This window comes from Delftia sp. 60 (genome assembly GCF_002754395.1).
Taxonomy (GTDB): domain Bacteria; phylum Pseudomonadota; class Gammaproteobacteria; order Burkholderiales; family Burkholderiaceae_C; genus Comamonas; species Comamonas acidovorans.
The window spans coordinates 5,340,003-5,366,108 of the sequence record NZ_PEFD01000001.1 but is presented as its reverse complement, the minus strand read 5'-3'; the positions used below and the strand labels follow the sequence as shown (position 1 = coordinate 5,366,108).

Below are 26,106 nucleotides of genomic sequence, written 5' to 3'. Positions count from 1 at the left end.
CGCCGCGTCTCCCGAGAAACCATGGCGCGAGGCTAGGGGTAAACACCGGGAAATCAGTGCTGCGACAAACTGTGACAACCGGGCCCCGGGCCTTAGCATCGCTGGGGTCCACACAGCCGATCCGAAAGCGCAGGTCCTGACGACCGTCAAGCGCGCAGCGGGCTCCAGGCCCCACCATGGCTGTTCCGTGGCAGCGTTTGCGAGCCTTCGTTTTGCAGACCATCCATCCGCAGGCACGGCCTTGCGGATGTCCATGAAACCTTCTTCGTCAACACGACCCCCAAAAGGAGATCTTGTATGAATCGTCGCAGCTGGATGGGCCTGACCCTGGTCCTCGCAAGCACCGGAGCCCTGGCCCAGGCCTATCCCACCAAGCCGATCAAGCTGGTGGTGCCCTTCGCCCCCGGTGGCACGACCGACATCATCGCCCGCGTGATCGCCGAACCCCTGACCAAGGAACTGGGCCAGCCCGTGGTGGTGGACAACCGCGGCGGTGGCGGTGGCGTGATCGGCGCCATGGAAACCGCGCGCTCGCAGCCCGATGGCTACAGCCTGGGCATCGCCACGGTCTCGACCACGGCGACCAACCCCGCGATCAACCCCAAGATCTCGTACAACACGCTGACGGACTTCACGCCCATCATCAACGTGGCGGCCACGCCCAACGTGATTGCGGTGAACCCCAAGTTCCCCGCCAAGGACTACAAGAGCTTCGAGGCCGAACTCAAGAAGTCCCAGGGCAAGTACTCCTATGCCTCCTCGGGCACGGGCGGCATCCAGCACATGCTGATGGAGCTGTACAAGAGCCTGACCAACACCTTCGTCACCCACATCCCCTACCGCGGTGCGGGCCCTGCGCTCAACGACGTGGTGGCGGGCCAGGTGCCCATGGTGCTGGACAACCTGCCCTCGGCCCTGCCGTTCATCAAGGACAACCGCCTGGTGCCCATCGTGGTGGCCGCGCCCCAGCGCCTGGCCGTGCTGCCCAATGTGCCCACCTTCAAGGAAGTGGGCCTGGAGCCGGTGAACCGCATGGCCTACTACGGCATCCTGGGCCCCAAGAACATGCCCAAGGACGTGGTGGACAAGATCAACGCCGCCGTGCGCAAGGTGCTGCAGGACCCGGCTGTGCGCAAGCGCATCGAGGACACGGGCTCCCTGGTCATCGGCAACTCGCCTGAAGAGTTCGCCAAGCAGATCAAGGACGAGTACGAGACGTACAAGAAGGTGGTTGCTCAGCAGAAACTCACGCTGGAGTAAGCACCGCATTGAGCGGTTGGCTCAGAACCCGAGGCTCCTTGCGGACCTCGGGTTTTTTCGTTGTAGGCTTGATGGGATGTCCCAAGTGCCTGTTGCTTCCATCGCTTCCCCATCGGCTGCCGAATCCGAATCTGCTGCCGATCCTGCATCCTGGCCGGCGCCGCTGCCGGCCAGCCTGGATGCGCTGGACCTGTTCATGGATGCGCTGCTGCTGGAGGACGGGCTGTCGCGCAATACGCTGGCGGCCTATCGCCGGGATCTGACGGCCTGGGGCGGTGGCTGGCGCACCAGCAGCCGCCGCTGGCGCTGGATGCGGCGGGCGAGCTGGAGCTGCAGGGCTATTTCGCGGTGCGGGTGGAGCAGACCAAGGCCAGCTCTTCCAACCGGCGGCTGACGGTGCTGCGCCGCTACTACCACTGGGCGCTGCGCGAGCAGCGCATTGCCGCCGATCCCACGGCACGCATGCTGGCGGCCCGGCAGCCGCCGCGCGTGCCGCATACGCTGACGCAGGCGCAGGTGGAGGCACTGCTCAGGGCGCCCGATGTCGATACGCCACTGGGCCTGCGTGACCGCGCCATGCTGGAGCTGATGTATGCCAGCGGCCTGCGCGTGAGCGAGCTGGTGGATCTGCCCTTGCATGGCATCGATCTGCGCTCGGGCGTGTTGCGCGTGACGGGCAAGGGGCAAAAGGAAAGGCTGGTGCCCTTCGGCCAGGAGGCGCACTGGTGGCTGGAGCGCTACCTGGCCACGGCGCGCGGTGCCATCCTGGGCGGGCAGCGCAGCGATGCGGTCTTCGTGACCCAGCGCGGAGCGGCCATGAGCCGCGTGATGTTCTGGGTCATCGTCAAGCGCTGCGCGCAGGTTGCGGGCGTGACGGCACCGCTGTCGCCGCACACGCTGCGCCATGCCTTCGCCACCCACCTGCTCAACCATGGCGCAGACCTGCGCGTGGTGCAGATGCTGCTGGGCCATGCCGACATCTCCACCACCACCATCTACACCCATGTGGCGCGCGAGCGGCTCAAGGCATTGCACGCTTTACACCATCCGCGTGGTTGATTGGATGTGGAGGGTTCGCCGGTTTGGGTGTTTCTGCCGTTGAAATCGTCGAAGTGGCAAAGCCTGTCCCGGGGATATGCGCTTTGCAGAACAATCACCGCCGTGTTCGATGTGTTTCTGCGGAGTTTTCGATGACTGATTTCCTGCGCCGGCATGTGCTGGTGACTTCCATGCTGGCGGCGACGGTCGCTGCTGCGGCCTTGCCGATGTCCGCGTCGGCCGCCGATGCCGCCTGGCCCAGCCGACCCATCCGCGTGGTGGTTTCCTATCCGGCCGGTGGCGTCAGCGACGTGGTGGCGCGCGCCCTGGGCGAGAAGCTGGCCGCCCGCCTGGGCCAGCCCGTGGTGGTGGACAACAAGGCCGGCGCCGGCGGCGCCATCGGCCTGGACCTGGTGGCCAAGGCCGCACCTGATGGCTATACGCTGGGCTTTTCCTCCATCAGCCCGCTGACGCTGAGCCCGCACCTGGGCAAGCCGCTGTTCGATCCGCAGCGCGATCTCGTGCCCGTGACCAGCGTGATGTATTCGCCCGTGCTGCTGCTGGGCACGGCCCGCTCCACGGCGACCGATTTCAAGGCACTGGTGGCGCAGGCCAAGGCCCAGCCCGGCGAAGTCCGTTGGGCCACGGCAGGCCTGGCCTCGCTGGGCCACATCATGCTCGAGCAGATCATGTATGCCTCGCAGGCCAAGATCACGCACATCCCCTACAAGGGCGGCGGCCAGCAGCTCAATGATGGCCTGAGCGCCCAGTTCGAGGTGCTCTCCACCAACGCCGGGCCGGCCGTGCTGCAGCACATCAAGGCGGGCAAGTTCAAGGCCCTGGCCGTGGGCGCCCCCCAGCGCCTGGAGTCGCTGCCCGGCGTGCCCACGCTGGCCGAGCTGGGCTACAAGAGCGCCAACATGACCTCGGTGTTCGGCATCTTCGCGCCCGCAGGAACGCCCGCGCCCGTGCTGCAAAGGCTCAATGCCGAGATCAACCAGGTGCTGACCCAGCCCGACATGCGTGCCAAGCTGGAGGCCACCGACAACGTGGCCACGGGCGGCAAGGCCGAGGATTTCGCGCGCCAGATCGAGGCCGAGTCCCAGTCCAACGCACGCATCATCCAGGCTGCAGGCATCAAGCTGAACTGATACCGCTGCGGCGCGCGGCATGCAAAAAGGGCTTGCGGCTTCCCGGCCGCAAGCCCTTTGCCATGGTGGCTGACCCGTTCAGACCGTGGCGTCGTCCGCCGTGAGGTTGTCGGCCCAGGCCAGGGCCTGCAGATGCGCCCAGTTGACCTGGTGGTTGGACAGCTGCAAGGCGTTGGCGGCGCGCGCAAAGCCTTCGTCGTCGCCGCTTTCGCAGGCGCGCGTCAGCTCCAGGAAGGGCGCGAACACGCCCTTGTTGTGCACCAGCGCATCGATCACGGGCTGGGGCAGGGCGATGGATTCCAGCGCCTTTTCCATGGGCTGGCCCAGCATCACGTCCAGCAGCGAGAACACGCCCACCACGAAGGCGTTGTCGCATTCCTCGGGCGAGAGCAGCTCGGCCGTCAGCAGCTCCATCAGGCGTCCGCGCACCACGGCGGTCTGGCCCACGGCCGGTGGCGTGCCGCCCGCGCGCGAAGTGGTCAAAAGCAGGGCCGCCCAGCGGAACAGCTTCTTGAGGCCCAGGATCATCACCGCGTGGCGGAACGAAGTGATCTCGCAGGACAGGCCGAATCCCGAGGAGTTGATGAAGCGCAGCAGGTTGAAGGACAGCGTGGGGTCCTTCTTGAGCAGGGCCTCGATCTCGTCCGTGCTGGCCTGCTGGCGCACCAGGTTGATCAGCTGGATGATGGTCGCCTGCGTGGGGCGGATGGTGCGTGCCTGCACGAGTTGCGGCTGGGCGAACCAGAAGCCCTGGAACAGCCGCACGCCCAGGTCGCGCATGCGCTCGAACTGCTCGGAGGTCTCGACTTTTTCGGCCACGATCTGGGCATTGGTATGGGCGCGCGCGAAATTCACCAGGGTCTCGGCATCGGCCAGTGCAAAGGTCTGCATGTCCAGCTTGATGAATGCGGCCGCAGGCAGCCAGCTGGCATAGGCGCGGCGCAGCAGGTGCTGGTTGAAGGCCAGGCGGAAGCCGCGCTGGCGCAGGGCCTGGAAGGTGGGCAGGCGCTCTTCGATATCGGCTGTGGTGGCGTTCTCGCCCAGCGTGGTCACTTCCAGCACCACCTTGTCGGGGTGGATCAGTTCCAGGTGGCCGCCGGCCAGGCTGTCATGCGTGCAGTTGATGAAGACCGTCTTCTTGCCCACCAGCGCCTCGGCTCCCGCATACGACAGTGCGTTGAACAGCAGGGCGGCATCGGAGGCCGCCGTGTGCGCATGCTGGGCTGTGGAGCGATCGAAGAGTTCATAGCCGAAGACATCGCGCGCCTCGTTGACGATGGCCTGGCGCGCAATGACGGCCACCTGTCCGTCCTCCACTCCTTCTGGCAGGGGTGGTGGCGGAGCGGAGGAATTGTCGTTGGTAGTCATTTGGAAGCTGAGAAAGATGAAGGAGCGGCGGCGTTGAGTTGCGTGCGATAGCTCATGACTATAGCGAGCTGTCTGCCAGTTGATCGGTCCAGGCCAGGGCCTGCAGATGGGCCCAGTTGATCTGCTGGCTGCTCAGGCGCAGTGCGTCTGCGCTGCGGTTGAAGGCTGCGTCGTCGCTGGCTTCGCAGGCCTGGGCCAGGATCAGCAGCTCCCCCAGCACGCCTTCATGGCGCAGCACGGCGGCGGAGACGGCATCGGGCACGGGGATCAGGCTCATGGCCACGTCCTGGGGCAGGTCCAGCATGCTGCCCAGCAGCGAGAAGATGCCGACGACGAAGGCCTGGTCGGAGTCTTCCTCGCTCAGCGATTCCTGGGCCAGCAGCTCCATCAGCCGCCCGCGGATCACGGCGGTCTGGCCGATGGCCGGCGGCGGGCCGCCGTTGCGCGATGCGGTCAGCAGCATGGCCGCCCAGCGGAACAGCTTCTTGAGGCCCATGAGCATCACGGCCTGGCGGAAGGAGGTGATCTCGCGTTGCACGCCAAAACCCACGGAATTGATCAGGCGCATCAGGTTGAAGGCCAGGCCCGCATCCTTCTTGAGCACATCCTCGATGGCATCGGTGCTGGCCTGCTGGCGCACCAGATTCAGCAGCTGGACGATGCTTTGCTGCGAGGGCGACAGCAGCTTGGTACGCACCACCGTGGGCCGCGCAAACCAGAAGCCCTGGAACAGCTGTATGCCCAGGCGGCCGACCTGCTCATGCTGCTGGGCGCTTTCCACCTTCTCGGCGATCAGCTCGGCGCGCGTGTGGCGGCCAGCGAAGTTGACCAGCACGGCCAACTGGTCAGGGGCCAGCACGGACAGGTCGAACTTGATGTAGTCGGCCAGGGGCAGCCAGGCCGCATAGGCGGACTCCAGCACCGTGTGATTGAAGGCCAGGTTGAAGCCGCGCGCGCGCAAATTGCTGAGGATGGGCAGGCGGGCCTGCACCTCTTGTTGTGCGGCCAGGCCCAGCGGCGGGATCTCCAGCACCACCTTGTCGGGGTTGAGCAGCTCCAGATGTCCGCCGGCCAGGCTTTCATGCGTGCAGTTGACGAACATCAACTTGGTGCCGACCAGGTCCTCTTCGCCGGCATGCGACAGGGCCGTGAACACCAGGGACACGTCCGAGGCCGCCGTATGGTCCGGGTAGGCGCGCGAACGGTTGAAAAGCTCATAGCCGATGATCTGCTGCACCCCGTTGACGATGGCCTGGCGCGCGATCATTCCCCGGTCTGTGGACGCGGGGCTGGCCGCAGGGGCATCGTTGAAGAGATGGACAGGCAATTCGGTCATGGAGTGTTCGGTCGAAGAGGCACGGTAGGCAGCAGATCTGATTGTAGGAATGTTCTGAATAAATATGCCGACAGGCAGTGTCTGCTGGGACAAGTCCGATTGCGGAGTCGGACCCATCCTAGTTTGTAAACCATTGTGCGGCCATGCGGACGGGACGGGCCCGTCCGCGCGGCTGCGGCAGTCTTTCTTCAGACCTGCTGCAGCCAGGCCAGTTCGGTATCGGTGAAGCCAGCGGCGCGGCGCGCGCGCTCGTTGAAGGGCGGGCGCAGGCGCGGTGCCTCGTAGCGCTGCGTCAGGTGCTGGTAGTGCGCTTCCGGCTCCAGGCCTTCACGCTCGCACAGCCAGCGGTACCAGTGGTTGCCTATGGCCACGTGGCCCACTTCCTCGCGCAGGATGATGTCGAGGATGTCCACGGCCGCCAGCGCATCGGGCGCGCGCGTGTTGCGCAGCTTGTTCTGTATCTGGGGCGTGGCGTCCAGGCCCCGTGCCTCCAGCGTGCGTGGCACCAGGGCCATGCGGGCCACCACGTCATGCGCGGTCTTCTCGCACATGGTCCACAGGCCCTGGTGGGCCGGGAAGTCGCCATAGTCGTGGCCCAGGTGCGCGCGCAGATGCTCGCGCAGCAGGCGAAAGTGCTTGGCCTCCTCGGCGGCCACCTGCAGCCAGTCCAGGTAGTACTGCTGCGGCATGCCGTCAAAGCGCCAGACGGCATCCAGCGCCAGATTGATGGCGTTGAACTCGATGTGGGCAATGGCGTGGATCAGCACGGCCCGGCCTTCGGGCGTGGCCGGCGAGCGCCTTGCAACGGCAGTGTGGTGGCGCAGCTCGGGCCGCAGCGGGCGGCCCGGCAGGTCCGGTGCGGGATCGGGCAGGGCCGGTGCCTGCGCTGCTATTGAATAAAGCGCCTGCCGTGCATACATGTCCAACGCGGCGGCGGCCTTTTCTTCGGGGTCCGGGAGGCACAAAACCTCAAGGGCGCGGTGACGTAACTCCATCCCTACAATTCTAGGTTTCTTGCCATCACCAATAATTGACGGAGACAAAGACCCATGGCGATTTATGAACTGGATGGAGTGGCCCCTGAAGTGGCAGCATCGGCCTGGGTGGCCGACAGCGCCGAGGTCATGGGCAATGTGCAGCTGGCCGAAGACGCCAGCATCTGGTTCGGCGCCGTGCTGCGCGGCGACTGCGAGAGCATTTCCATCGGCGAGGGAAGCAACATCCAGGACGCCAGCGTGCTGCATGCCGACCTGGGCAAGCCGCTGGTCGTGGGGCGCCATGTGACCGTGGGCCACCAGGTCATGCTGCATGGCTGCACCATCGGCGACGAATCGCTGATCGGCATCGGTGCCGTGGTGCTCAACGGCGCGAAGATCGGCAGGAACTGCCTGGTCGGCGCAGGTGCCCTCATCACCGAGGGCAAGGAGTTTCCCGATGGCTCGATGATCATCGGCAGCCCGGCCAAGGCCGTGCGCCAATTGACGCCCGAGCAGATCGAAGGCTTGCGCCGCAGCGCCCAACACTATGTCGATAATGCGCGCCGGTTCAAGACCGGGCTGCGCAAGCTGGGCTGAGCGAGGCCCGGCACTTTTTTACGGAATCCATCAGCGTGTCTGAACTGCATAAATTCATCTTCGAAGGCCTGCCCGTGCGCGGCTCCATCGTCCGCCTCACCGACGCCTGGCAGGAAATCCTGCAACGCCGCGCGGGCAACGGCGAGACCGGCGCCTACCCCGCTGCCGTGCGCGAACTGCTGGGCGAAATGGCGGCTGCCGGCGTGCTCATGCAGTCCAACATCAAGTTCAACGGCGCCCTGGTCTTCCAGGTCATGGGCGACGGCCCGGTCAAGCTGGCCGTGGCCGAGGTGCAGTCCGACTTCGGCCTGCGCGCCACCGCCACCCTGATCGGGGAGGCGCCCGAAGGCGCCACGCTGGAGCAATTGCTCAATGTGAACGGTGGTGGCCGCTGCGCCATCACGCTGGACCCCAAGGGACGCCAGCCGGGCCAGCAGCCCTACCAGGGCGTGGTGCCGCTGCAGGATGCGCAAGGCCGCAGGTTCTCCAAGGTGTCCGATGCTCTGCAGCACTACATGCTGCAGTCCGAGCAGCTGGACACCGTGCTGGTGCTGGCCGCCAATGACCAGTTGGCTGCCGGCCTGCTGATCCAGCGCATGCCGGTCAAGGGCGAGGCCAACCTGGCCTCCGCGACTGAAAGCGAGCAATCGGGCCAGGACGCCATCGGCCTGAACGAGGACTACAACCGCATCGCCACGCTGGCCGCCAGCCTGACGCGCGACGAACTGCTCACGCTGGATGTGGAAACCATCCTGCGGCGCCTGTTCTGGGAAGAAAAGCTGATGCGCTTCGTCCCCCAGCAGGACGAAGAGCGCCCGCGCTTTGCCTGCACCTGCAGCCGTGAGCGCGTGGGCGCCATGCTGGTGTCGCTGGGCATTGAAGAGGTGGACAGCATCCTGGAGGAGCGCGGCAATATCGAGGTGGGCTGCGACTTCTGCGGCAAGCAGTACGAATTTGATCCCATCGATGCCGCCCAGCTGTTCACCGAGGCCGGCAAGCAGCCGCCGACCTCGACGAACGTCCAGTAAATACGCTCGGAGTCAGTCTCGCCCGCTGCGCAGCGCGTCGAACAATCGCCGCTCGCAGTCCGGGTCGCTGCATTGCTCGCAGCCGTAGGGGCGAAGGCGCGCGCTGCGTTGCGCGGGGCTTGCGGGCAGCCAGGACCAGTCCATTTGCGGAGCCTTGAGCCTGAGCGACTCGGCCAGCTGTTGCCATTGCCGGGCGGTATTGCCGTAGAGCACCACGTAGTCGCGCGACTGGCCTTGCAATTGGTCGCGCCAATGCTGGAGCTGAGCGGCAGGGCCATTGCTCACTCCTTCGTGCTCGGTGACGGAGGCTCTCCAATCCAGTCCCAGCAGGTAGACGGCCCCATGTTCCGGCAGACACTGCCCCGGCTCGGCCGCCAGGCATTGCCAGTCAGCAGGAGATGCTCCGTGGTGCCGCCAGGCCTGGCGCAGTGCATGGGCCATGGAAAGCGCGAGCGCGGGCGGCGATCCCAGAAGAATCACAGGGGCGGGGGCAAGCGGTCTGTGTCCAAGTACCTGTCTCGGCTTGAGCGCGGGCCCGGTAACGGGCGCAGGCGCCTTGTTGCAAAAGCACAAGGCCGGCATGAAGCCGGCCCTGATGCAGGAAATCCCAACCCTCAGCGCCGCACGATCTGCACGAAGATCTCGTTGGGCTTGACCATGCCCAGCTCGCTGCGGGCCTTTTCCTCGACCATGGCCAGGCCGTCCTTGAGGTCGTTGACTTCGGAGGCCAGGCGGTCGTTCTCGGCCTTTTCCAGGGCATTGGCCACGTTCTGGTCGTGGATCTGCTGCTGCAGTTCCTTGACGTAGGCCACGCTGCCATGGCCCAGCCACAACTGCGCGTGCACGGCGGCGAGCAGGGCGAGCAGGACAAGGGGGACGACACGGTTGACCATGGCAGCAGATGTTGCGGAAAGGAAAAAGGCTTGCAGGCCGGATGGCTTGCAAGCCTAACGCTTTTCAGCGCAGGTTGTAGAAAGCCTCGCGGCCGGGGTAGTGGGCGATGTCACCCAGGTCTTCCTCGATGCGCAGCAGCTGGTTGTACTTGGCGATGCGGTCCGAACGGCTCAGCGAGCCGGTCTTGATCTGGCCGGCATTGGTGCCCACCGAGATGTCGGCAATCGTCGAATCCTCGGTTTCACCCGAGCGGTGCGAGATCACGGCCGTGTAGCCTGCGCGCTTGGCCATTTCGATGGCGGCGAAGGTTTCGGTCAGTGTGCCGATCTGGTTGATCTTGATCAGGATGGAGTTGGCGATCTTCTTGTCGATGCCTTCCTTCAGGATCTTGGTGTTGGTAACGAACAGGTCGTCGCCCACCAGCTGGACCTTGGCGGCCAGGCGGTCGGTCAGGATCTTCCAGCCATCCCAGTCGCCTTCGGCCATGCCGTCCTCGATGGAGATGATGGGGTACTTGTCGCACCAGCCGGCCAGCATGTCGGTCCACTGGGTGGCGGTCAGCGTCAGGTTGCCTTCACCGGCCAGCACGTACATGCCGTCCTTGTAGAACTCGCTGGCGGCGCAGTCCAGGCCCAGGGCGATCTGTTCGCCGGCCTTGTAGCCTGCGTTTTCGATGGCCTGCAGGATCAGCTGGATGGCGGCTTCGTGGTTTTCCACGGAAGGCGCAAAACCGCCTTCGTCGCCCACGGCCGTGCTCATGCCCTTGTCGTGGATGATCTTCTTGAGCGCGTGGAAGACTTCGGCACCCCAGCGCACGGCTTCGCGGAACGACGGCGCGCCCACGGGGATGATCATGAATTCCTGCAGGTCCAGGCTGTTGTTGGCGTGCGCGCCGCCGTTGATGACGTTCATCATCGGCACGGGCAGCTGCATGCCGCCCATGCCGCCCAGGTAGCGGTACAGGGGCAGGCCGGCCTCTTCGGCAGCGGCACGGGCCACGGCCATGGAGACGGCCAGCATGGCGTTGGCGCCCAGGCGGCCCTTGTTGTCCGTGCCGTCCAGGTCGATCAGGGTCTTGTCCAGGAAGGCCTGCTCGGAGGCGTCCAGGCCTAGAACGGCTTCGGAGATCTCGGTGTTGATGTGCTCGACGGCCTTGAGCACGCCCTTGCCCAGGTAGCGGCTCTTGTCGCCGTCACGCAGCTCGATGGCTTCGCGCGAGCCGGTGGACGCGCCCGAAGGCACGGCGGCGCGGCCCATCACGCCCGATTCCAGCAGCACGTCGCATTCGACGGTGGGGTTGCCGCGGCTGTCCAGCACTTCGCGGCCTACGATGTCAACGATTGCACTCATGGCATTTCCTTTGCGGTTTTTGAAATCGGTGTGCAGGCGGGTTCCGGTGAGGTTGCGCCCTGGTGCTTGCCGGGCAAGCGGTATGGGTGGTCGATGGCGTGGCAGGCTGCCGCGCCACCGGGCACAGCCGTGCTCCGCGGCGCAGTATCTGCGATCGGGCGGCGGCTATTGTGCACAAATTGGTTGTATGGCTTTGTATGCGCTGCGCTCTTGACGAGCCGGGGTGGCTGGCCGTCAGACGCCTTCCACGCAGACCATGCGCATGATGGATGCGCCTTCACGCGCCTCGCGGGCACGCAGGTACTCGGGCGTGTCGTAGAAGGCCCGGGCTGCCTCGAAGCTGGGGAACTTGAGGATCACGGTGCGGCCGGGGTTCCAGTCGCCTTCGAGCACTTCGACCTTGCCGCCGCGCACGCAGACTTCGGCGCCATGCACGCGCATGGCCTCGGTGCTCCACTTGCGGTATTCCTCGTACTGCTCGGGCTTGGTGACGGTGACGGACGCAATGATGTAGCCGCTGGCCATGGGTCAGACTCCAAAGTCGTTTTCGAGGAAGCCGTTCTTCTTGGTCACGTCGTCGAGCGCGACCAGGGTTTCGAGCAGGGCCTTCATGTGCTTGAGCGGCACGGCGTTGGGGCCGTCGCTGAGGGCGCAGGGAGGGTTGGGATGGGTTTCCATGAACAGGCCCGCCACGCCCACCGCCACGGCCGCGCGCGAGAGCACGGGCACCATCTCGCGCATGCCGCCGCTGCTGGTGCCGTTGCCGCCGGGCAGCTGCACGCTGTGCGTGGCGTCGAAGACGACGGGCGCGCCGGTCTCGCGCATGATGGACAGGCTGCGCATGTCCGAGACCAGATTGTTGTAGCCGAAGCTGGCGCCGCGCTCGCAGGCCATGAAGCTGTCCTCGGGCAGGCCGGCTTCCCTTGCAGCCGCACGGGCCTTGTCAATGACATTCTTCATGTCATGCGGGGCCAGGAACTGGCCCTTCTTGATGTTCACCGGCCGGCCCGACTGGGCGACGGCGCGGATGAAGTCGGTCTGGCGGCACAGGAAGGCCGGCGTCTGCAGCACGTCCACGACCTGGGACACGGCCGGGATTTCGGACTCGGTGTGCACGTCGGTCAGGATGGGGACCTGCAGGTCCTTCTTCACCTTGGCGAGGATCTCCAGGCCCTTGTCCATGCCCGGGCCGCGAAAGCTGGCGCCCGAGCTGCGGTTGGCCTTGTCGTAGCTGCTCTTGAAGATGAAGTGGATGCCCAGGGCCGCCGTGATTTCCTTGAGATGCCCCGCCACGTCCATCTGCAGCTGTTCGGACTCGACGACGCAGGGTCCTGCAATGAGAAAGAAGCGCCGGTCGAGGCCGACATCGAAGCCGCAGAGTTTCATGGTGGGGATTCCTTGGGAAATGGTGGGCGGCGTTGCGGGGGTCAGGGCTTGCGCGGCGCCTTCTGGCGTTCGATCGCAGCCTTCACGAAGGCATTGAACAGCGGGTGGCCGCTCCACGGCGTGGACTTGAACTCGGGGTGGAACTGCACGCCGATGTACCAGGGGTGAACTTCCTTGGGCAGCTCGACGATCTCGGTCAGCTGCTCGCGCTGCGTCAGCGCCGAGATCACCAGGCCCGCTTCGCGCAGCTGGTCCAGATACTGGACGTTGGCTTCGTAGCGGTGGCGGTGGCGCTCGGTGACCACATCACCGTAGATGCTGTGGGCCAGCGTGCCGGCCTGCACGTCGGAGGACTGGGCACCCAGGCGCATGGTGCCGCCCAGGTCGGAGTTCTCGTCGCGGGTCTTGACCGTGCCGTCGGCATCCTTCCACTCGGTGATCAGGGCGATCACGGGGTTGGCGGACTTGGGGTCGAACTCGGTGGAGTTGGCGCCTTCGAGGCCGGCCACGTGGCGGGCGTATTCGATGGTGGCCACCTGCATGCCCAGGCAGATGCCCAGGTAGGGCACCTTGTTCTCGCGGGCGTAGCGAGCCGTGGAGATCTTGCCTTCCACGCCGCGCGAGCCGAAGCCGCCGGGCACGAGGATGGCGTCGTACTGCGAGAGCTTGTCACGCGCATTGGCGTCGCTGATGGTCTCGGAATCGACGTGGGTGATCTTCACTGCCACATGGCTTTGCATGCCGGCGTGCTTGAGCGCCTCGTTGACGGACTTGTAGGCGTCCGACAGCTCGACGTACTTGCCGACCATGGCGATCTTGACCTCGCCCTGCGGGTGCTCGGTCTCGTGGACCAGGTCGTCCCAGCGCTTGAGGTTGGTGGGCGGTGTGTTCAGGCGCAGCTTGTCGCAGATCAGGCCGTCCAGGCCCTGCTCGTGCAGCATGCGGGGCACCTTGTAGATGGTGTCCACGTCCCACATGGAGATCACGCCCCACTCGGGAACGTTGGTGAACAGCGAGATCTTTTCCTTCTCCTCTTCCGGCACCTGGTGCTGCGCGCGGCACAGCAGGGCGTCGGGCTGGATGCCGATCTCGCGCAGCTTCTGCACGGTGTGCTGCGTGGGCTTGGTCTTGAGCTCGCCCGCCGTGGCAATCCAGGGCAGGTAGGTCAGGTGCACGAAGGCCGTGTTGTTGGGCCCCTGCTTGAGGGCCAGCTGGCGAACGGCTTCGAGGAAGGGCAGGGACTCGATATCGCCCACCGTGCCGCCGACTTCGCAGATGGCGACATCGACAGCGTCAGGCGTGCCCAGGCCGGCGCCGCGCTTGATGTACTCCTGGATTTCGTTGGTCACGTGCGGGATCACCTGCACGGTCTTGCCCAGGTAGTCGCCGCGGCGCTCCTTTTCCAGAACGCTCTGGTAGATGCGGCCGGTGGTGAAGTTGTTGGACTGCTTCATGCGCGTTTCGATGAAACGCTCGTAGTGGCCAAGGTCCAGATCGGTCTCGGCGCCATCATCGGTCACGAACACTTCACCATGCTGGAAGGGCGACATGGTGCCCGGGTCCACGTTGATGTAGGGATCCAGCTTGATGAGGGTGACTTTGAGGCCGCGCGATTCGAGGATCGCAGCAAGGGAGGCTGAGGCGATTCCCTTGCCCAGGGAAGACACCACACCGCCTGTGACGAAGACAAATTTGGTCATGTCTTTTATTGGTGGTGGTAAAGCAGGATTATAGATGCGCCGCCGAATTCGCCGCGCCGCGCGGGGCTGCTCGGATGCTCCGGCTCTGCTAAATTGCGCGCCATGACTGAAGTGTTCGCAGGTAAACATCTGGTGCTCGGCCTCTCCGGAGGCGTGGCTTGTTACAAATCTGCCCAGCTGGTGCGCCTGCTGGTGCAGGCCGGGGCCACCGTGCAGGTGGTGATGACCGAGGCGGCAGAGCAGTTCATCACGCCGGTGACCATGCAGGCGCTGTCCGGCCGTCCGGTCTATGGTTCGCAGTGGGACGCGCGCGAGCCCAACAACATGCCCCACATCAACCTCAGTCGCGAGGCCGATGCCATGCTGATCGCGCCCTGCAGCGCCGACTTCATCGCACGCCTGGTGCAGGGCCGTTCCGACGAGCTGCTGAGCCTGATGTGCCTGGCTCGCCCCATGGACCGCGTGCCCCTGTTGCTGGCGCCTGCCATGAACCGCGAGATGTGGGCGCACCCGGCCACGCAGCGCAATCTGGCGCAGGTGGCGGCCGACGGTGCGCTGGTGCTGGGCGTGGGAACGGGCGACCAAGCCTGTGGCGAGGTGGGCGACGGCCGCATGCTGGAGCCCGAGGAAATCATGGAGGAGCTGGCTGCCTTCTTCACGCCCAAGCTGCTGCAGGGCCGCCAGGTGCTGGTCACGGCGGGCCCGACCTTCGAGGCCATCGACCCCGTGCGCGGCATCACCAACCATTCCAGCGGAAAGATGGGCTTTGCCATTGCGCGCGCCGCCCGCGAGGCGGGCGCCCAGGTGACCCTGGTGGCCGGGCCCGTGCACCTGCGCACGCCGCGCGGCGTGAAGCGCATCGACGTGCAATCGGCGCAGCAGATGTTTGACGCCGTTCACCAGCAATTGCCGCAAGCCGGCGTGTTCATCGCCACGGCGGCCGTGGCCGACTGGCGCCCGGCCACCGCGTCAGACCAGAAGATCAAGAAGGACGGCTCGGGCCAGGCCCCCACGCTGACCTTCGTCGAGAACCCCGACATCCTGGCGGCAGCCGCGCAGTCCGAGCCCGCACGCAGCGGCCGGCTGTACTGCGTGGGCTTCGCCGCCGAAAGCCATGACCTGCTGCAGCACGCCAGCGCCAAGCGCCTGCGCAAGCAGGTGCCGCTGCTGGTGGGCAATATCGGTCCCGCAACCTTTGGGCGGGATGACAATGCCCTGCTGCTGATCGACGAGGCTGGCACCATGGAGCTGCCGCACGCCTCCAAGTCCCTGCTGGCGCGCCAGCTGGTGGCCGAGATCGCCCGGCGCCTGCCACCCGTCCGTTGACACCACCGAAGGCCCGCATGTCACAGAACACCTACGAAGGCCCCCGCCACGGCGACTATGTGCGCTATGTGGATGAGCTGCTGCGCGCCAGCCCCCTGTACCGCTCTGCGGCCCACGGCTGGATGGTGCAGGGACGCAGCGATTTCACCGATGCGGTGGCCACGCCGGGCGCGCAGTCCCAGTCCGTGGTCGAGCGCGTGCGCGAGCAGGTGCAGGCTGCGGCCGAGAAGGCGCGCATCGCCGCGCAGCAGGCTTCGGTGCCCGCCCTGCCGGGGCGCCAGCCATCTGCAGGCGACAGGCATGGCGACAGGAACGGCGATAGAAATGGTGGCAGGGCCGATCGCGGCCGGCAGGCTGCGCGGGCACAGCAAGCCCAGGCGTCCTCCGCCGTCAAGGCCGTCAAGAAGACGGTCTTCAAGATAGGTCCGGGCCAGTTGCTTGGTATCGTGATCGGCCTGATCCTGGCCGTGGTGATTCCGGGCATCGGCCCTTTCATCCTGCTGCTCACCATCATCAATGCCATCGTCAAAGGCTTTCGCAGCGGGCTCAAGTCGTCCGGGTGACGGCGCGGGGCACAATGCGCGCTTTGCTTTTCAAGAGAGCCTGCCGTGAGGCGCTCCCCAGATTGTTTCCATGAACGTTGATATCAAGATCCTTGACGCGCGCCTGCGCGAGAACATGCCCGCCTACGCCACGCCGGGAAGCGCGGGGCTGGACCTGCGCGCCTGCATCGATGCGCCGCTGACGCTGGAGCCCGGCCAATGGCAACTGGTGCCCACGGGCATGGCCATGTACCTCAAGGACCCCGGCTACGCGGCCATGATCCTGCCGCGCTCGGGCATGGGCCACAAGCACGGCATCGTGCTGGGCAACCTGGTCGGCCTGATCGACAGCGACTACCAGGGCCAGCTCATGGTCAGCGCCTGGAACCGCTCGACCACGGCCTTCACGCTGCAGCCCATGGACCGCCTGGCCCAGCTGATCATCGTGCCCGTGGTGCAGCCCAGCTTCAATGTGGTCGAGGAGTTCGAGTCGGCTTCCGAGCGCGGCGCGGGCGGCTACGGCTCTACAGGCAAGCAATAAGGCGCTCAGCCAGAAAACGCCCGCAGCCGCGCTGCCCGGGCATCGCTCCAGGGAGGAATCCGCATGGCCAGGCCATCCCGGCGCACGCGCCACCGCCCATCCGCGTCATGGACGCGCGTGATGCTGACGCAGGAAGACCGCATGCGCCGCCGTCTGCAGCAGCGCCACTGGCTGCGTCTGCATGCGGCACTGACGGGCGGGTTGAGCCTGGCCGGCATGTCGCTGTTGAGCCTGGGCCTGCTGCACGCGGGCATGCACAGCATGGCGCTGCGCTATGGCGTGGCCCTGGCCTGCGGCTATCTGCTGTACCTGCTGCTGCTGCGCCTGTGGGCCGAATGCATGCTGCGCCGCGACTGGGAGGGGTCCGATGTTCCCGATGTGACGCCCGGCGGCAGTGGTTCTTCACCGGCCCGCACGCCGGAGGCTGGCGGATTCGACAGCGGGCAGGGCGGCTCGTATGGCGGCGGTGGCTCCAGCGGCAGCTGGGATGACGGCGGCGCCATGTCCGAGGCCGCTTCCTCGGCCTCGCAAGGCTTTGATCTGCCGGGCATCGATGGGCTGGACGACGGCGCCGTCGTCCTGGTCCCCGTGCTGCTGGTGTTTGCGGCGCTGCTGGTCGCGGTCACGGGGGCAGGGTCGCTGCTGTGGCTGGTCTTTGGGGCCGACCTGTTCCTGGCCGTGGCGGTGGAGGTGGCCTTTGCGCTGCTGATGGCGCGCACGCTCTACGTGGTGGAGCGCGAGGGCTGGCTGCTGGCCGCGCTGCGCCTGAGCTGGAAGCCGGTGCTGGGCGCACTGGTGGCCGCCGTGGCGCTTGGCGCGCTGGCCGACTGGCTGTTTCCCCAGGCAGACACCCTGGTGCAGGTGCTGCGCGCGCTGAGAGGGCACTGAGCCGCTGCTGCGCGGCTCCTGCCGTCACGCCTGTCTTTTTGCCCCCGGCAGGCGCAGTTGCATGCGCAGGCCGCCCAGCGGCGAGCGGCTGGCTGCGATGCTGCCGCCATAGGTCTGCACCAGGTCACGCACGATATCCAGGCCCAGGCCTGCGCCGGGCCTGCGTTCGTCCAGGCGCTCGCCGCGCTCGAAGATGCGGCCAAGGTCGGCGTCTTCGATGCCGGGGCCGTCATCGTCCACTGTCAGCAGCAAGGGGCCGCCGGCCTGGTCGTGCTCCAGGCCCTGGACTTCCAGGCTCACGGCCTGGGCCGCCCACTTGCCGGCGTTGTCCAGCAGGTTGCCCAGGATTTCCATCAGGTCCTGGCCATCGCCCAGAAAGTCCCAAGGCTGCGCATCGCCCTTCAGCGCGAAGCGGATGCCGCGGCCGGCGTGCAGCCGCTCCATGGTGCGCACCAGCGAGGCCAGCGGCGGCTCCAGCGGCGTGCGCAGGCCTGTGGCCTGGCGGGCCGCAGCGCGGGCGCGTGCCAGATGGTGGTCCACCTGGCGGCTGGCGCTGGCGACCTGCTCGCGGACCAGTTCGGCCAGCGCCCCGCCTTCCTGCGCGGCGGCATTGCCGAGGATGGACAGCGGCGTGTTCACCGCATGGGCCAGGTTGCCGGCCTGCGTGCGCGCGCGCTGCACCATGTCGGCGTTCACATCCAGCACATGGTTGAATTCCTGCACCAGGGGGCGCAGTTCCTGCGGAAACCGGCCTTCGAGGCGCGGCGTTGCCCCCTTGCGCACGTCGGACAGGCCCTTGCGCAGCAACTGCAGCGGCCGCAGCGCCAGTCGCAGCTGCAGCACCACGGCCAGCACCAGCCCGGCCGCCAGCGTGCCCAGTGCGGCGATCAGCATGGTGGTGAAGCGCTGCATGGGCTCGGCCAGCAGGGCGCTGTCGGCCGCAACGATCAGGCGCAGCGGTGGCGCGTCGGCTTCGGGCAATTGCAGGGGGCGTGCCACGGCCACGAGCTGGTGGCCCTGGCCATCGGGCAGCATGCCGGTGTTCAGCGCCGTGTCCTCGTGGTGCTCATCCGGGCGGCCGGCGTCGGCACGGAACTGGTGCCAGTCCAGCGTCTGGTCCCACAGCGAACGAGAGCGCAGCAAGCCGGCCTTCTCGGGCGGACCCGCGCCATCGCTCACCTGGTCGATCTGCCAGTACAGGCCCGACAGCGGCTGCGCCAGGCGCGGATCGCCCACGGCCAGTCCGACTTCGATGCGCCCGCCGGGCAGGCTGTTGACGGCTGCGCTGAGCTGGTCGAGCTGCAGCACCAACTGCGCCTGCAACTGCTGCGCGATGTGGTCGCGGAACAGGCCGCGCAGCCCCCAGCCGGCCAGCAGCACGGCCGCCAGCACCCAGGCCAGCGTGCCGGCCAGCAAGCGCAGGCGCAGCGAATCGCCAAGCCGGGATACCTGTCTTTCCTGTGGCGCGTTCATGCAGCGGGCGCGCCTTCCACCAGCCGGTAGCCCAGGCCGCGCACGGTCTCTATGCTGCCGGCCGGCAGCTTCTTGCGCAGGCGGCCGACGAAGACCTCGATGGTGTTGGAGTCGCGGTCGCTGTCCTGCGGGTAGATGTGTTCGGACAGTTCGGTTCGCGATATCACCTGCCCCACGCGCTGCATCAGCAGGGCCAGCACCTTGAATTCATGGCTCGTGAGCGTGAGCGGCTGGCCGGAGACGCTCACGCGGGCATGGCGCGAGTCCAGCACGATGGGGCCGCATTGCCACTGGGCGCTGGCGTGCGGGCTGAGCCGGCGCAGCAGGGCGCGTAGGCGGGCCATCAGCTCTTCCATGTGGAAGGGCTTGGCCAGATAGTCGTCGGCGCCGGCATCCATGCCGGCCACCTTCTCATGCCAGGCGCCGCGCGCCGTGAGGATCATCACCGGCATGACCCGGCCCTGCGCGCGCCAGGCGCGCAGCACGGTGAGCCCGTCGCGCACGGGCAGGCCCAGGTCCAGCACGGCGGCGTCGAATTCCTCGACCTCGCCCAGGTACTGGGCCGTTGCGCCGTCCGCGGCCGTCTCCACCGTATGGCCTGCCTGCTGCAAGGCCTGTACCAGTTGCCCGCAGAGCGTGGGCTCGTCTTCCACCACGAGGATTCGCATCTGCGTCTAGTCCTTGCGCTTGAAGCTCAGCACCTTGCCATCGCGTGCATCGATCTTGAGCTTGGCCACGCGGCCGCCCGATTGCAGCAGCCGGATCTCGTAGATGAAGCGGCCGTCGTCATGCTCGAACTCGACCTTGATGACCTGGCCCTGGTAGTCGCGCTCGACCTGGTCGAGCACGGTGCGCAGCGGCAGCACGCGGCCTTGCTGCAGGGCCTGGCGTGCGAGTTCATGGTCGCTGTCGCCGGCGTCCGAGGGCGTGGTCCAGGATGCCAGGGCCGCCGCCATCAGCAGCAGTGCGGCCAGCAGCATCCAGGACCTGCGAGGAATGGAGAAGGATGGAGTGGGCATGGAAAACTTTATAGCCCAGCGTGGATGAACCTCGGATGAACGGCTGCTTCAGCTTGCGTTCATGGCCTGCATCGAACAATGGCTGCACGCCGTCGCAATCCAACGGAAACGAAGGCGCAGCAGCCGGCAGATGCGGCCTTTTCAGATGCATCGCCAGCCCAATCGCCGACCCAATCGCCGGCCCAGTCGCCGACCTTCACATGCCAAGGAGAACCTCATGCCTTCCATCCGACAACTGATTTCCCGCGCTGCACGCCATGGCCTGACGGGCCTGGGCATTGTGCTGATCGCCACTGCCGGGCTGGTCGCCCAGGTGCAGGCCCAGGCCGCCGCCACGGGCGGGCCTTCCGTGACCGTACAGGCCGGCGAGGCCGTGGCCACCACGGTGGCCTCCGTGCGCGGCGCCTTCCAGGGGCCGGGCCTGAGCATCCGCGAAATCTTCGAGCGCATGGAAGTCCTGGGCTACCGCGACCTGCGTGAGATCGAGTGGGAGGACGGCCTCTACCAGGTCAAGGGCCAGACCGGCGATGGCCGCCCTGTGAAGCTCTACGTCGATGGCAACAACGGCAACGTGCTCAGCATCCGCGCACGCAATTGAGGCCGGGTGGGCAGGCTGATTTTTGTCAGCAAGTGTTCTGTCCGGTCGGCAGGCATGCGGCCTGGGACGTTGAAGCGGTATGCAGCCGCCGGCCGGTCCGGTGGCTGCCCTTGATCGATCCACGGACAGTACACAGGAGATTCTCATGCCTTCCATTCATCGCTTGAGCGCCATGGGCGCCGGCTGCATTGCCGCGCTGCTGCTCAGCGCCTGCGCGGGCTACCCCCAGCAGGGCGGATACCCGGGTGGCGGCTATCCGACCAGCGGCTATCCAGCCGGGGGCTATCCGACCAGCGGCTACCCCAACGGCGGCTATCCCAACGGCGGCCAGCCCGGCACGGCCTACCCGGGCGGCGGTGGCTATGTGCAGCAGGGGCGTGTGACCAATGTGCAACTGGTGCAGATCCAGCAGCCCAGCGGCATTGGCGGCTCGGGCATAGGCGCCGGGGCCGTGGTGGGCGGCGTGGTCGGCGGGGTGCTGGGCCGCCAGGTGGGCAAGGGCAGTGGGCGCGACATCGCCACCATTGCGGGCGTGGTGGGCGGTGCCATGGCGGGCAATGCCATCGAGAAGAACACCGGCCCTGGCGACCTGCGCGATGTCTACCGCGTCACCGTGCAGTTGAACGACGGCAGCACGCGCGTGTTCGACTACCAGAACAATCCGCAGCTGCGCATAGGCGAGAGCGTGCGCGTGGACAACAACCAGCTGATTCGCTGAGTACCAGGCTCGCTCCATGCAAAAGGGCTCCCCGCAGGGAGCCCTTTGCCATTTCAGCGCGGCAATTTCAGTGCAGCGTGTCGTTGCCCGGCGCCATGGGCTGGATGCGGAAGAAGCCGGTACCGGCCGAGCCGCGGCCGATTTCTTCCTCGGTGGCTTCGCGCACGCCTTCGACCTTCAGGTGCAGGCGCAGCGCAATGCCGGCCAGCGGGTGGTTGCCGTCCAGCACCACGTGCTCTGGATAGATTTCCGTGACGGTGTAGAGCAGATCGGGCTGCACGGCGCTGCAGCCCTTGGGCAGAGCGCTGGCCTCGAAGCTCATGCCTTCTTCCAACTCGGCCGGGAACAGGGCGCGCGGCTCCAGGAAGATCAGGCTTTCGTTGTAGTCGCCAAAGGCTTCCTCGGGCTCCAGGTGCAGGTCCAGGGTCTTGCCCTGGCCGTGGCCCTGCAGGGCTTCCTCGATGCGCTTGAGCAGATCGTCGCCGCCGACCAGGAACTCCACGGGCTCATCGAGCACGTCCAGTTCCTCGCCCAGGGTGTCCTTGAGTGTCCAGGTCAGAGCGACCACGCATTGTTCTGTGATTTCCATGGTGTGCAGCTTGTGCGGCCCATGCCGCGGTGGGGAAAAAGAAAGACCGCCGCGCGCGCCCGTGTTTGACGAAGGCGTGCCGGCGGCCGCGTTGGCGCGATTTTCCCACGGCTGCCCGGCTGCTGCGCAGGCCGGGCGGCGAGTCCTGCCGATCAGAACGGATAGTTGCGGGGGGTGGTCTGCATGGTGATCCAGCGCGTCTCGGTGAAGGCATCGATGCCTGCCTGGCCGCCGAAGTGGCCGTAGCCCGAGTTTTTCACGCCGCCAAAGGGCATCTGTGCCTCGTCGTGCACGGTGGGGCCGTTGACGTGGCAGATGCCGGCCTCGATGCGCGCGGCCACGCGCCAGCCGCGTGCAGTGTCGCGGGTGTAGACGGACGAGGACAGGCCGAATTCGTTGTCATTGGCCATGGCGATGGCCTGCTCCTCACCGCGCACGCGCACGATGGCCTTGACGGGGGCGAAGGTTTCCTCGCGGAAGATGTCCATCTCGGGCGTGACGCCGTCGATCAGCGTGGCGGCCATCAGCGTGTTGGTGGCCTTGCCGCCGCACAGCAGCCTGGCGCCCTTGGACAGCGCGTCGTCGATCAGGCGGTTGGCGCGCTCCACGGTGGCCATGTCCACCACCGAGCCCAGCACCACGGGGCCCTTGCGCGGATCGCCCAGCGGCAGCGAAGTGGCGCGGGCCACCAGCTTGTCCAGGAAATCACCGGCCACGGACTCGTCCACGATGATGCGTTCGGTGGACATGCAGATCTGGCCGGAGTTGGCGAAGGCACCGAAGGTGCAGCCGGCCACGGCGGCGTCGATGTCGGCATCGTCCAGTACCACGAAGGGCGCCTTGCCGCCCAGCTCCAGAATGGCGGGCTTGAGGTACTTGGCGCAGGTCTGGCCGAGGATGCGGCCCACGCGCGTGGAGCCGGTGAAGTTCACGCGGCGCACGGCCGGGTGGGCCACCATGGCTTCGACCACGGCCCCCGCATCTTCGGGCGCATTGGTCACGAAGTTGACCACGCCGGGCGGCAGGCCGCCTTCCTGCAGGGCCTCGATGATCAGGCCGTGCGTGGCGGGGCACAGTTCCGAGCCCTTGAGCACCACGGTGTTGCCGCAGGCCAGCGGCGTGGCAATGGCGCGCACGGCCAGGATGACGGGCGCATTCCAGGGCGCAATGCCCAGCACCACGCCGGCGGGCTGGCGCACGGCCATGGCCAGGCTGCCGGGCACGTCCGAGGGAATGATCTGGCCATTGATCTGGGTGGTCAGCGATGCGGCCTCCAGGAACATGTTGGCAGCCAGGTGCACGTTGAAGCCGGCCCAGATGCCCGATGCGCCGGTCTCGGCGGCCATGGCGGCGGCAAAGGCCTCGGTCTTGGCCTCCAGCGCCTGCGATGCCTTCATCAGCATCTGGCGGCGCTCGGTCGGACCCAGCGCGGCCCAGGCGGGGAAGGCCTTTTGCGCGGCCTCGACGGCGCGCACGGCATCTTCGGGCGTGGCGGCCGGGGCGCGCGTGGCCACCGATCCGTCCAGCGGATTGCGGCGCTCGAAGGTGGCGCCATTGCCGGCCTGTGCGGCCTGGCCTGCGATGAGCATGGTTTGTTCGATCATGACTGTCTCCTTGGTATGCGGTTGTGGCGTTGGCATTGGCAATGGCGTTGGCGTTGGCGCTGCCGGGCGTGCCGGTCATCGTAGAAGCAGGCGATGGCGCAGGCAGCCCGCTGCGCGCACAAAGCGCATGACGGATCGTGCACAGGCTCCGGGGTTTACCCTTGTCCTGGCTGTCCGCGGGGAAAGCCATGGGGCGCGACGGGCCTGCACTTTCCCATAATCACGTCCATGGCCGCACACAGATCCTTCACCCGTGCGGCGAGCAGGAGAGACCGCACATGACCGATGCCATGGTGTTGAGCACCGACGGACTGCCGCCCGGCGAGACGGCGTCGGCCTGGCACGCCTGGATGTCGCGCCTGTTTGCGGGCCTGGATACCGATGTCTATGGCGATCGCCTGTTCGAAGGCCATGTGCGCGTGGCCAATGCCGGCGATGTGGTGCTGACCCGGCTGGAGGCGGGCCGCCACCGCGTCATGCGCAGCATGCAAGGCCTGCGCGCCCATGAGTCCCCCTATCTGAAGATCGTCGCGCCCTGGGAGGGCGTGGCCAGCGTGCGCCAGCACAACCGCGAGGCCAGCGTGCGCAAGGGCAGCTGGGTGATCTATGACACGGCGCAGGAGTACGAGGTCACCAACCCCGAATGGTCCGAACACCTCATCGTGATGCTGCCGCGCCAGGCCATCGTGGAACGGGGCATCCGGCTGGAAGGGCTGATGGGGCGCAATGTGGGCGGCAGCTCGGGCATTGCCCGCATCGCGCTGGAAACCATGCGCAGCACCTACCAGGAGTTGCCCGGCATGGCGCCGCATCTGGCGCGCCGCGCGGGCGAGCTGCTGGTGGACATGGTCCATCTGTCGCTGCAGGAGCTGGCCGGGCAGGGCACGGCAGGCACGCAGCAACTGGCGCTGCAGGACCGCATCCGCGCCCATGTGGCGGCCCATCTGCGCGACCCGGGCCTGTCGGTGGAGTCCGTGGCCGCCGCGCTCAACTGCAGCAAGCGCCACCTGCACAACGCCTTCGCGGACAGCCAGACCAGCCTGGGCGCCTTCATACAGCACAGCCGCCTGGAGCTGTGCATGCGCGAGTTGCTGCAGCCCGCCCAGGCGCAGCGCACCATCACCGAGGTCGCCATGGATTGCGGCTTTGGCAGCACCGCGCATTTCAGCCGCGCTTTCAAGATCTATACGGGCCTGTCGCCCTCGGATTTCAGGGCCATGCGCAAGCCGGCCGGCTGACTGCCACGAAGCCATTGCGGGGCAGCTTGCGCTGGCGCCAGGACAGGGCAATGCCCGCATAGGACAATGCCGCCCTGTCTCTTCGCTCACTTCGGACCATTTCATGGACACCAACACACCGCTTGCCCTGCTGGGCGGGCTTACCGCTTCCCAATTCATGCGCCGCCACTGGCACAAGAAGCCCTTGCTGGTGCGCCAGGCAATCCCGGGCTTCAAGCCCCTGATTCCCCGCGCCAGGCTGCTGGCCATGGCAGGCGAGGACGGTGTGGAATCGCGCCTGATCCAGCAGCAGGACGGTGGCCACTGGAAGCTCAGCCACGGCCCGCTGTCGCGCCGCAGCCTGCCCTCGCTGCAAAAGCCCGGATGGACCGTGCTCGTGCAGGGCGTGGACCTGCACGACGACGGCGTGCACCAGCTGATGCAGCAGTTCCGCTTCGTGCCCGAGGCGCGGCTGGACGATCTGATGATCAGCTTTGCCACCGACCAGGGCGGCGTCGGCCCGCATTTCGACAGCTACGACGTCTTCCTGCTGCAGGCGCATGGCCGCCGGCGCTGGCGCATCGGCCGCCAGAAGGACCTGTCGCTGCAGCCCGATGTGCCGCTGAAGGTGCTCTCGAATTTCGAGCCCGAGGAGGAGTTCGTGCTCGAGCCCGGCGACATGCTCTACCTGCCGCCCAAGTGGGCCCATGACGGCATCGCCGAGGGCGAGTGCATGACCTACTCCATCGGCTTTCGCTCGCCCGCGCGCGACGAACTGGCCCGCGAGCTGCTGCTGCGCATGTCCGACGAGCCCGATGAACCCGAAGCGCCCATGGTCTACCGCGACCCCGACCAGCCCGCCGTCGAGGCCCCGGGCGAGATTCCGTCGAGCCTGCACGACTTCGCGCGCAAGGCGCTGGAGCGCGCGCTGGCCGAGCCGCTGGCGCTGGAGCGCGCGCTGGGCGAGTACATGACCGAGCCCAAGGCCAATGTCTGGTTTGAGCATGGCGAGGAACACGGCATGTTCGAGAGCGTGGTCCTCGACCGCCGCACGCGCATGATGTATGACGCAAAACACATCTTCATCAACGGCGAAAGCTATCTGGCCGGTGGCCGCGATGCCACCCTGATGCGCAAGCTGGCCGATACGCGTGCCCTGTCACGCGCCGATCTGGCCAAGGCCAGCGATGACGCGCTGGAGCTGCTGTCCTCCTGGTTTGACGCCGGCTGGGTGCGAGGCGGGCCGCTGTCCTGAACCGGGTAGACGCTGTGACGCAGTCATGCTAAGTTCGGGCATTCACCGTTGACAGCGTTCTGCTGATTCATGACGGACTCCGATAGATTTGTAAAGAATTGTCTTGGGTTCGTCAGTAAATTGACAGCAACCTGGTTTTGTTACACAGTGGACGCCAAGGCAGCTTCTTGCTGCCCCATTCGGACTTGGCAAGAGGATTTGTGCGGAATTGTTCAGAGGTTGTCAGTTTCAGTCAGCCTCGAAAAAATCTC

26 protein-coding genes and 1 pseudogene are annotated in these 26,106 nt (G+C 66.6%); 13 read left to right on the top strand and 14 right to left on the bottom strand.

What is annotated here, in order from left to right; all coding sequences use genetic code 11:
- The first annotated feature begins 297 nt into the window (after positions 1–297).
- From CLV01_RS24150 to CLV01_RS24140, 3 genes and pseudogenes are all read left to right on the top strand, one after another.
- Positions 298–1,260, top strand: coding sequence for a tripartite tricarboxylate transporter substrate binding protein BugE (locus CLV01_RS24150; protein ID WP_012206917.1), 963 nt, complete (start codon positions 298–300; stop codon positions 1,258–1,260).
- Between the two features lie 76 nt (positions 1,261–1,336).
- Positions 1,337–2,319 (top strand): annotated as a pseudogene (gene xerD / locus CLV01_RS24145) (site-specific tyrosine recombinase XerD).
- A gap of 131 nt (positions 2,320–2,450) precedes the next feature.
- Positions 2,451–3,449: a Bug family tripartite tricarboxylate transporter substrate binding protein gene (locus CLV01_RS24140; protein WP_013801099.1), complete on the top strand. Its 999-nt coding sequence runs from the start codon at positions 2,451–2,453 to the stop codon at positions 3,447–3,449.
- A gap of 78 nt (positions 3,450–3,527) precedes the next feature.
- Here CLV01_RS24140 and CLV01_RS24135 read toward each other — a convergent pair whose 3' ends face one another.
- The 3 genes from CLV01_RS24135 to CLV01_RS24125 all read right to left on the bottom strand — a co-directional run bounded on the left by CLV01_RS24135 (position 3,528) and on the right by CLV01_RS24125 (position 7,148).
- Positions 3,528–4,817, bottom strand: a complete 1,290-nt coding sequence (locus CLV01_RS24135; protein ID WP_012206914.1) for an EAL and HDOD domain-containing protein — start codon at positions 4,815–4,817, stop codon at positions 3,528–3,530.
- Between the two features lie 58 nt (positions 4,818–4,875).
- Positions 4,876–6,153, bottom strand: coding sequence for an EAL and HDOD domain-containing protein (locus tag CLV01_RS24130; protein WP_034396453.1), 1,278 nt, complete (start codon positions 6,151–6,153; stop codon positions 4,876–4,878).
- Positions 6,154–6,341: 188 nt separating this feature from the next.
- Positions 6,342–7,148, bottom strand: coding sequence for a ferritin-like domain-containing protein (locus tag CLV01_RS24125; protein ID WP_013801101.1), 807 nt, complete (start codon positions 7,146–7,148; stop codon positions 6,342–6,344).
- 54 nt (positions 7,149–7,202) lie between these two features.
- Here CLV01_RS24125 and CLV01_RS24120 point away from each other — a divergent pair, with 54 nt between their 5' ends.
- Complete coding sequence (locus CLV01_RS24120) at positions 7,203–7,727, top strand: gamma carbonic anhydrase family protein (protein ID WP_012206911.1); 525 nt, start codon at positions 7,203–7,205, stop codon at positions 7,725–7,727.
- A gap of 35 nt (positions 7,728–7,762) precedes the next feature.
- Positions 7,763–8,755 (top strand): Hsp33 family molecular chaperone HslO, encoded by a 993-nt coding sequence (hslO, locus tag CLV01_RS24115; RefSeq protein ID WP_012206910.1) that lies wholly within the window; start codon positions 7,763–7,765, stop codon positions 8,753–8,755.
- A gap of 12 nt (positions 8,756–8,767) precedes the next feature.
- On the opposite strand, the gene CLV01_RS24110 is transcribed toward hslO, so the two are convergent.
- From CLV01_RS24110 to CLV01_RS24085, 6 genes are all read right to left on the bottom strand, one after another.
- Positions 8,768–9,196, bottom strand: a complete 429-nt coding sequence (locus CLV01_RS24110) for a hypothetical protein (RefSeq protein ID WP_099733031.1) — start codon at positions 9,194–9,196, stop codon at positions 8,768–8,770.
- Positions 9,197–9,369: 173 nt separating this feature from the next.
- Positions 9,370–9,648 (bottom strand): cell division protein FtsB, encoded by a 279-nt coding sequence (ftsB, locus tag CLV01_RS24105; RefSeq protein WP_012206908.1) that lies wholly within the window; start codon positions 9,646–9,648, stop codon positions 9,370–9,372.
- Between the two features lie 64 nt (positions 9,649–9,712).
- Positions 9,713–10,999, bottom strand: coding sequence for a phosphopyruvate hydratase (gene eno / locus CLV01_RS24100; RefSeq protein WP_012206907.1), 1,287 nt, complete (start codon positions 10,997–10,999; stop codon positions 9,713–9,715).
- Between the two features lie 234 nt (positions 11,000–11,233).
- Positions 11,234–11,524, bottom strand: coding sequence for a DUF1330 domain-containing protein (locus CLV01_RS24095; RefSeq protein ID WP_012206906.1), 291 nt, complete (start codon positions 11,522–11,524; stop codon positions 11,234–11,236).
- A gap of 3 nt (positions 11,525–11,527) precedes the next feature.
- A complete protein-coding gene (gene kdsA, locus CLV01_RS24090; protein WP_013801105.1) occupies positions 11,528–12,385 on the bottom strand; it encodes a 3-deoxy-8-phosphooctulonate synthase in 858 nt (285 codons plus the stop codon).
- A 41-nt stretch (positions 12,386–12,426) separates the two neighbouring features.
- Complete coding sequence (locus CLV01_RS24085) at positions 12,427–14,085, bottom strand: CTP synthase (RefSeq protein WP_012206904.1); 1,659 nt, start codon at positions 14,083–14,085, stop codon at positions 12,427–12,429.
- A 102-nt stretch (positions 14,086–14,187) separates the two neighbouring features.
- Between CLV01_RS24085 and coaBC the strand changes: the two genes are divergently transcribed.
- The 4 genes from coaBC (at position 14,188) to CLV01_RS24065 (ending at position 17,382) form a co-directional block, all read left to right on the top strand.
- On the top strand, positions 14,188–15,411 hold the full coding sequence (coaBC, locus tag CLV01_RS24080) for a bifunctional phosphopantothenoylcysteine decarboxylase/phosphopantothenate--cysteine ligase CoaBC (protein ID WP_099733032.1): 1,224 nt from the start codon (positions 14,188–14,190) through the stop codon (positions 15,409–15,411).
- A gap of 17 nt (positions 15,412–15,428) precedes the next feature.
- Positions 15,429–15,974 (top strand): hypothetical protein, encoded by a 546-nt coding sequence (locus tag CLV01_RS24075; protein ID WP_099733033.1) that lies wholly within the window; start codon positions 15,429–15,431, stop codon positions 15,972–15,974.
- A 70-nt stretch (positions 15,975–16,044) separates the two neighbouring features.
- Positions 16,045–16,494: a dUTP diphosphatase gene (dut, locus tag CLV01_RS24070; RefSeq protein ID WP_034396440.1), complete on the top strand. Its 450-nt coding sequence runs from the start codon at positions 16,045–16,047 to the stop codon at positions 16,492–16,494.
- A gap of 63 nt (positions 16,495–16,557) precedes the next feature.
- Positions 16,558–17,382 (top strand): hypothetical protein, encoded by an 825-nt coding sequence (locus CLV01_RS24065; RefSeq protein WP_099733034.1) that lies wholly within the window; start codon positions 16,558–16,560, stop codon positions 17,380–17,382.
- 24 nt (positions 17,383–17,406) lie between these two features.
- Here the strand turns inward: CLV01_RS24065 and CLV01_RS24060 are convergent, their stop codons facing one another.
- Genes CLV01_RS24060 through CLV01_RS24050 form a run of 3 tightly spaced genes read right to left on the bottom strand, consistent with a single transcriptional unit; the run spans position 17,407 to position 19,835 of the window.
- The gene (locus CLV01_RS24060; RefSeq protein WP_099733035.1) at positions 17,407–18,855 is read right to left on the bottom strand and encodes a sensor histidine kinase; all 1,449 of its coding nucleotides are present in this window, start codon (positions 18,853–18,855) and stop codon (positions 17,407–17,409) included.
- The gene (locus CLV01_RS24055) at positions 18,852–19,523 is read right to left on the bottom strand and encodes a response regulator transcription factor (protein ID WP_099733036.1); all 672 of its coding nucleotides are present in this window, start codon (positions 19,521–19,523) and stop codon (positions 18,852–18,854) included. Before CLV01_RS24055 ends, CLV01_RS24060 begins: the two co-directional genes overlap by 4 nt.
- Before the next feature lie 6 nt (positions 19,524–19,529).
- A complete protein-coding gene (locus CLV01_RS24050) occupies positions 19,530–19,835 on the bottom strand; it encodes a PepSY domain-containing protein (RefSeq protein ID WP_012206897.1) in 306 nt (101 codons plus the stop codon).
- Positions 19,836–20,091: 256 nt separating this feature from the next.
- Here CLV01_RS24050 and CLV01_RS24045 point away from each other — a divergent pair, with 256 nt between their 5' ends.
- Positions 20,092–20,472 carry a PepSY domain-containing protein gene (locus tag CLV01_RS24045; RefSeq protein ID WP_013801111.1) on the top strand — a complete coding sequence of 127 codons (381 nt, stop codon included), beginning with the start codon at positions 20,092–20,094 and terminating at the stop codon, positions 20,470–20,472.
- Between the two features lie 145 nt (positions 20,473–20,617).
- A complete protein-coding gene (locus CLV01_RS24040; protein ID WP_099733037.1) occupies positions 20,618–21,190 on the top strand; it encodes a glycine zipper 2TM domain-containing protein in 573 nt (190 codons plus the stop codon).
- 67 nt (positions 21,191–21,257) lie between these two features.
- Here the strand turns inward: CLV01_RS24040 and CLV01_RS24035 are convergent, their stop codons facing one another.
- Together CLV01_RS24035 and CLV01_RS24030 are read right to left on the bottom strand one after the other, a co-directional pair.
- Entirely contained in the window at positions 21,258–21,779 is a 522-nt protein-coding gene (locus tag CLV01_RS24035; protein WP_012206894.1) for an FKBP-type peptidyl-prolyl cis-trans isomerase, read from the bottom strand.
- 152 nt (positions 21,780–21,931) lie between these two features.
- Entirely contained in the window at positions 21,932–23,383 is a 1,452-nt protein-coding gene (locus CLV01_RS24030) for an aldehyde dehydrogenase (RefSeq protein ID WP_099733038.1), read from the bottom strand.
- 278 nt (positions 23,384–23,661) lie between these two features.
- On the opposite strand from CLV01_RS24030, the gene CLV01_RS24025 reads away from it, so the two are divergent.
- Both CLV01_RS24025 and CLV01_RS24020 read left to right on the top strand, forming a co-directional pair.
- On the top strand, positions 23,662–24,621 hold the full coding sequence (locus CLV01_RS24025) for a helix-turn-helix domain-containing protein (RefSeq protein ID WP_013801114.1): 960 nt from the start codon (positions 23,662–23,664) through the stop codon (positions 24,619–24,621).
- Between the two features lie 103 nt (positions 24,622–24,724).
- Complete coding sequence (locus CLV01_RS24020) at positions 24,725–25,855, top strand: cupin domain-containing protein (RefSeq protein ID WP_013801115.1); 1,131 nt, start codon at positions 24,725–24,727, stop codon at positions 25,853–25,855.
- Positions 25,856–26,106: the final 251 nt, after the last annotated feature.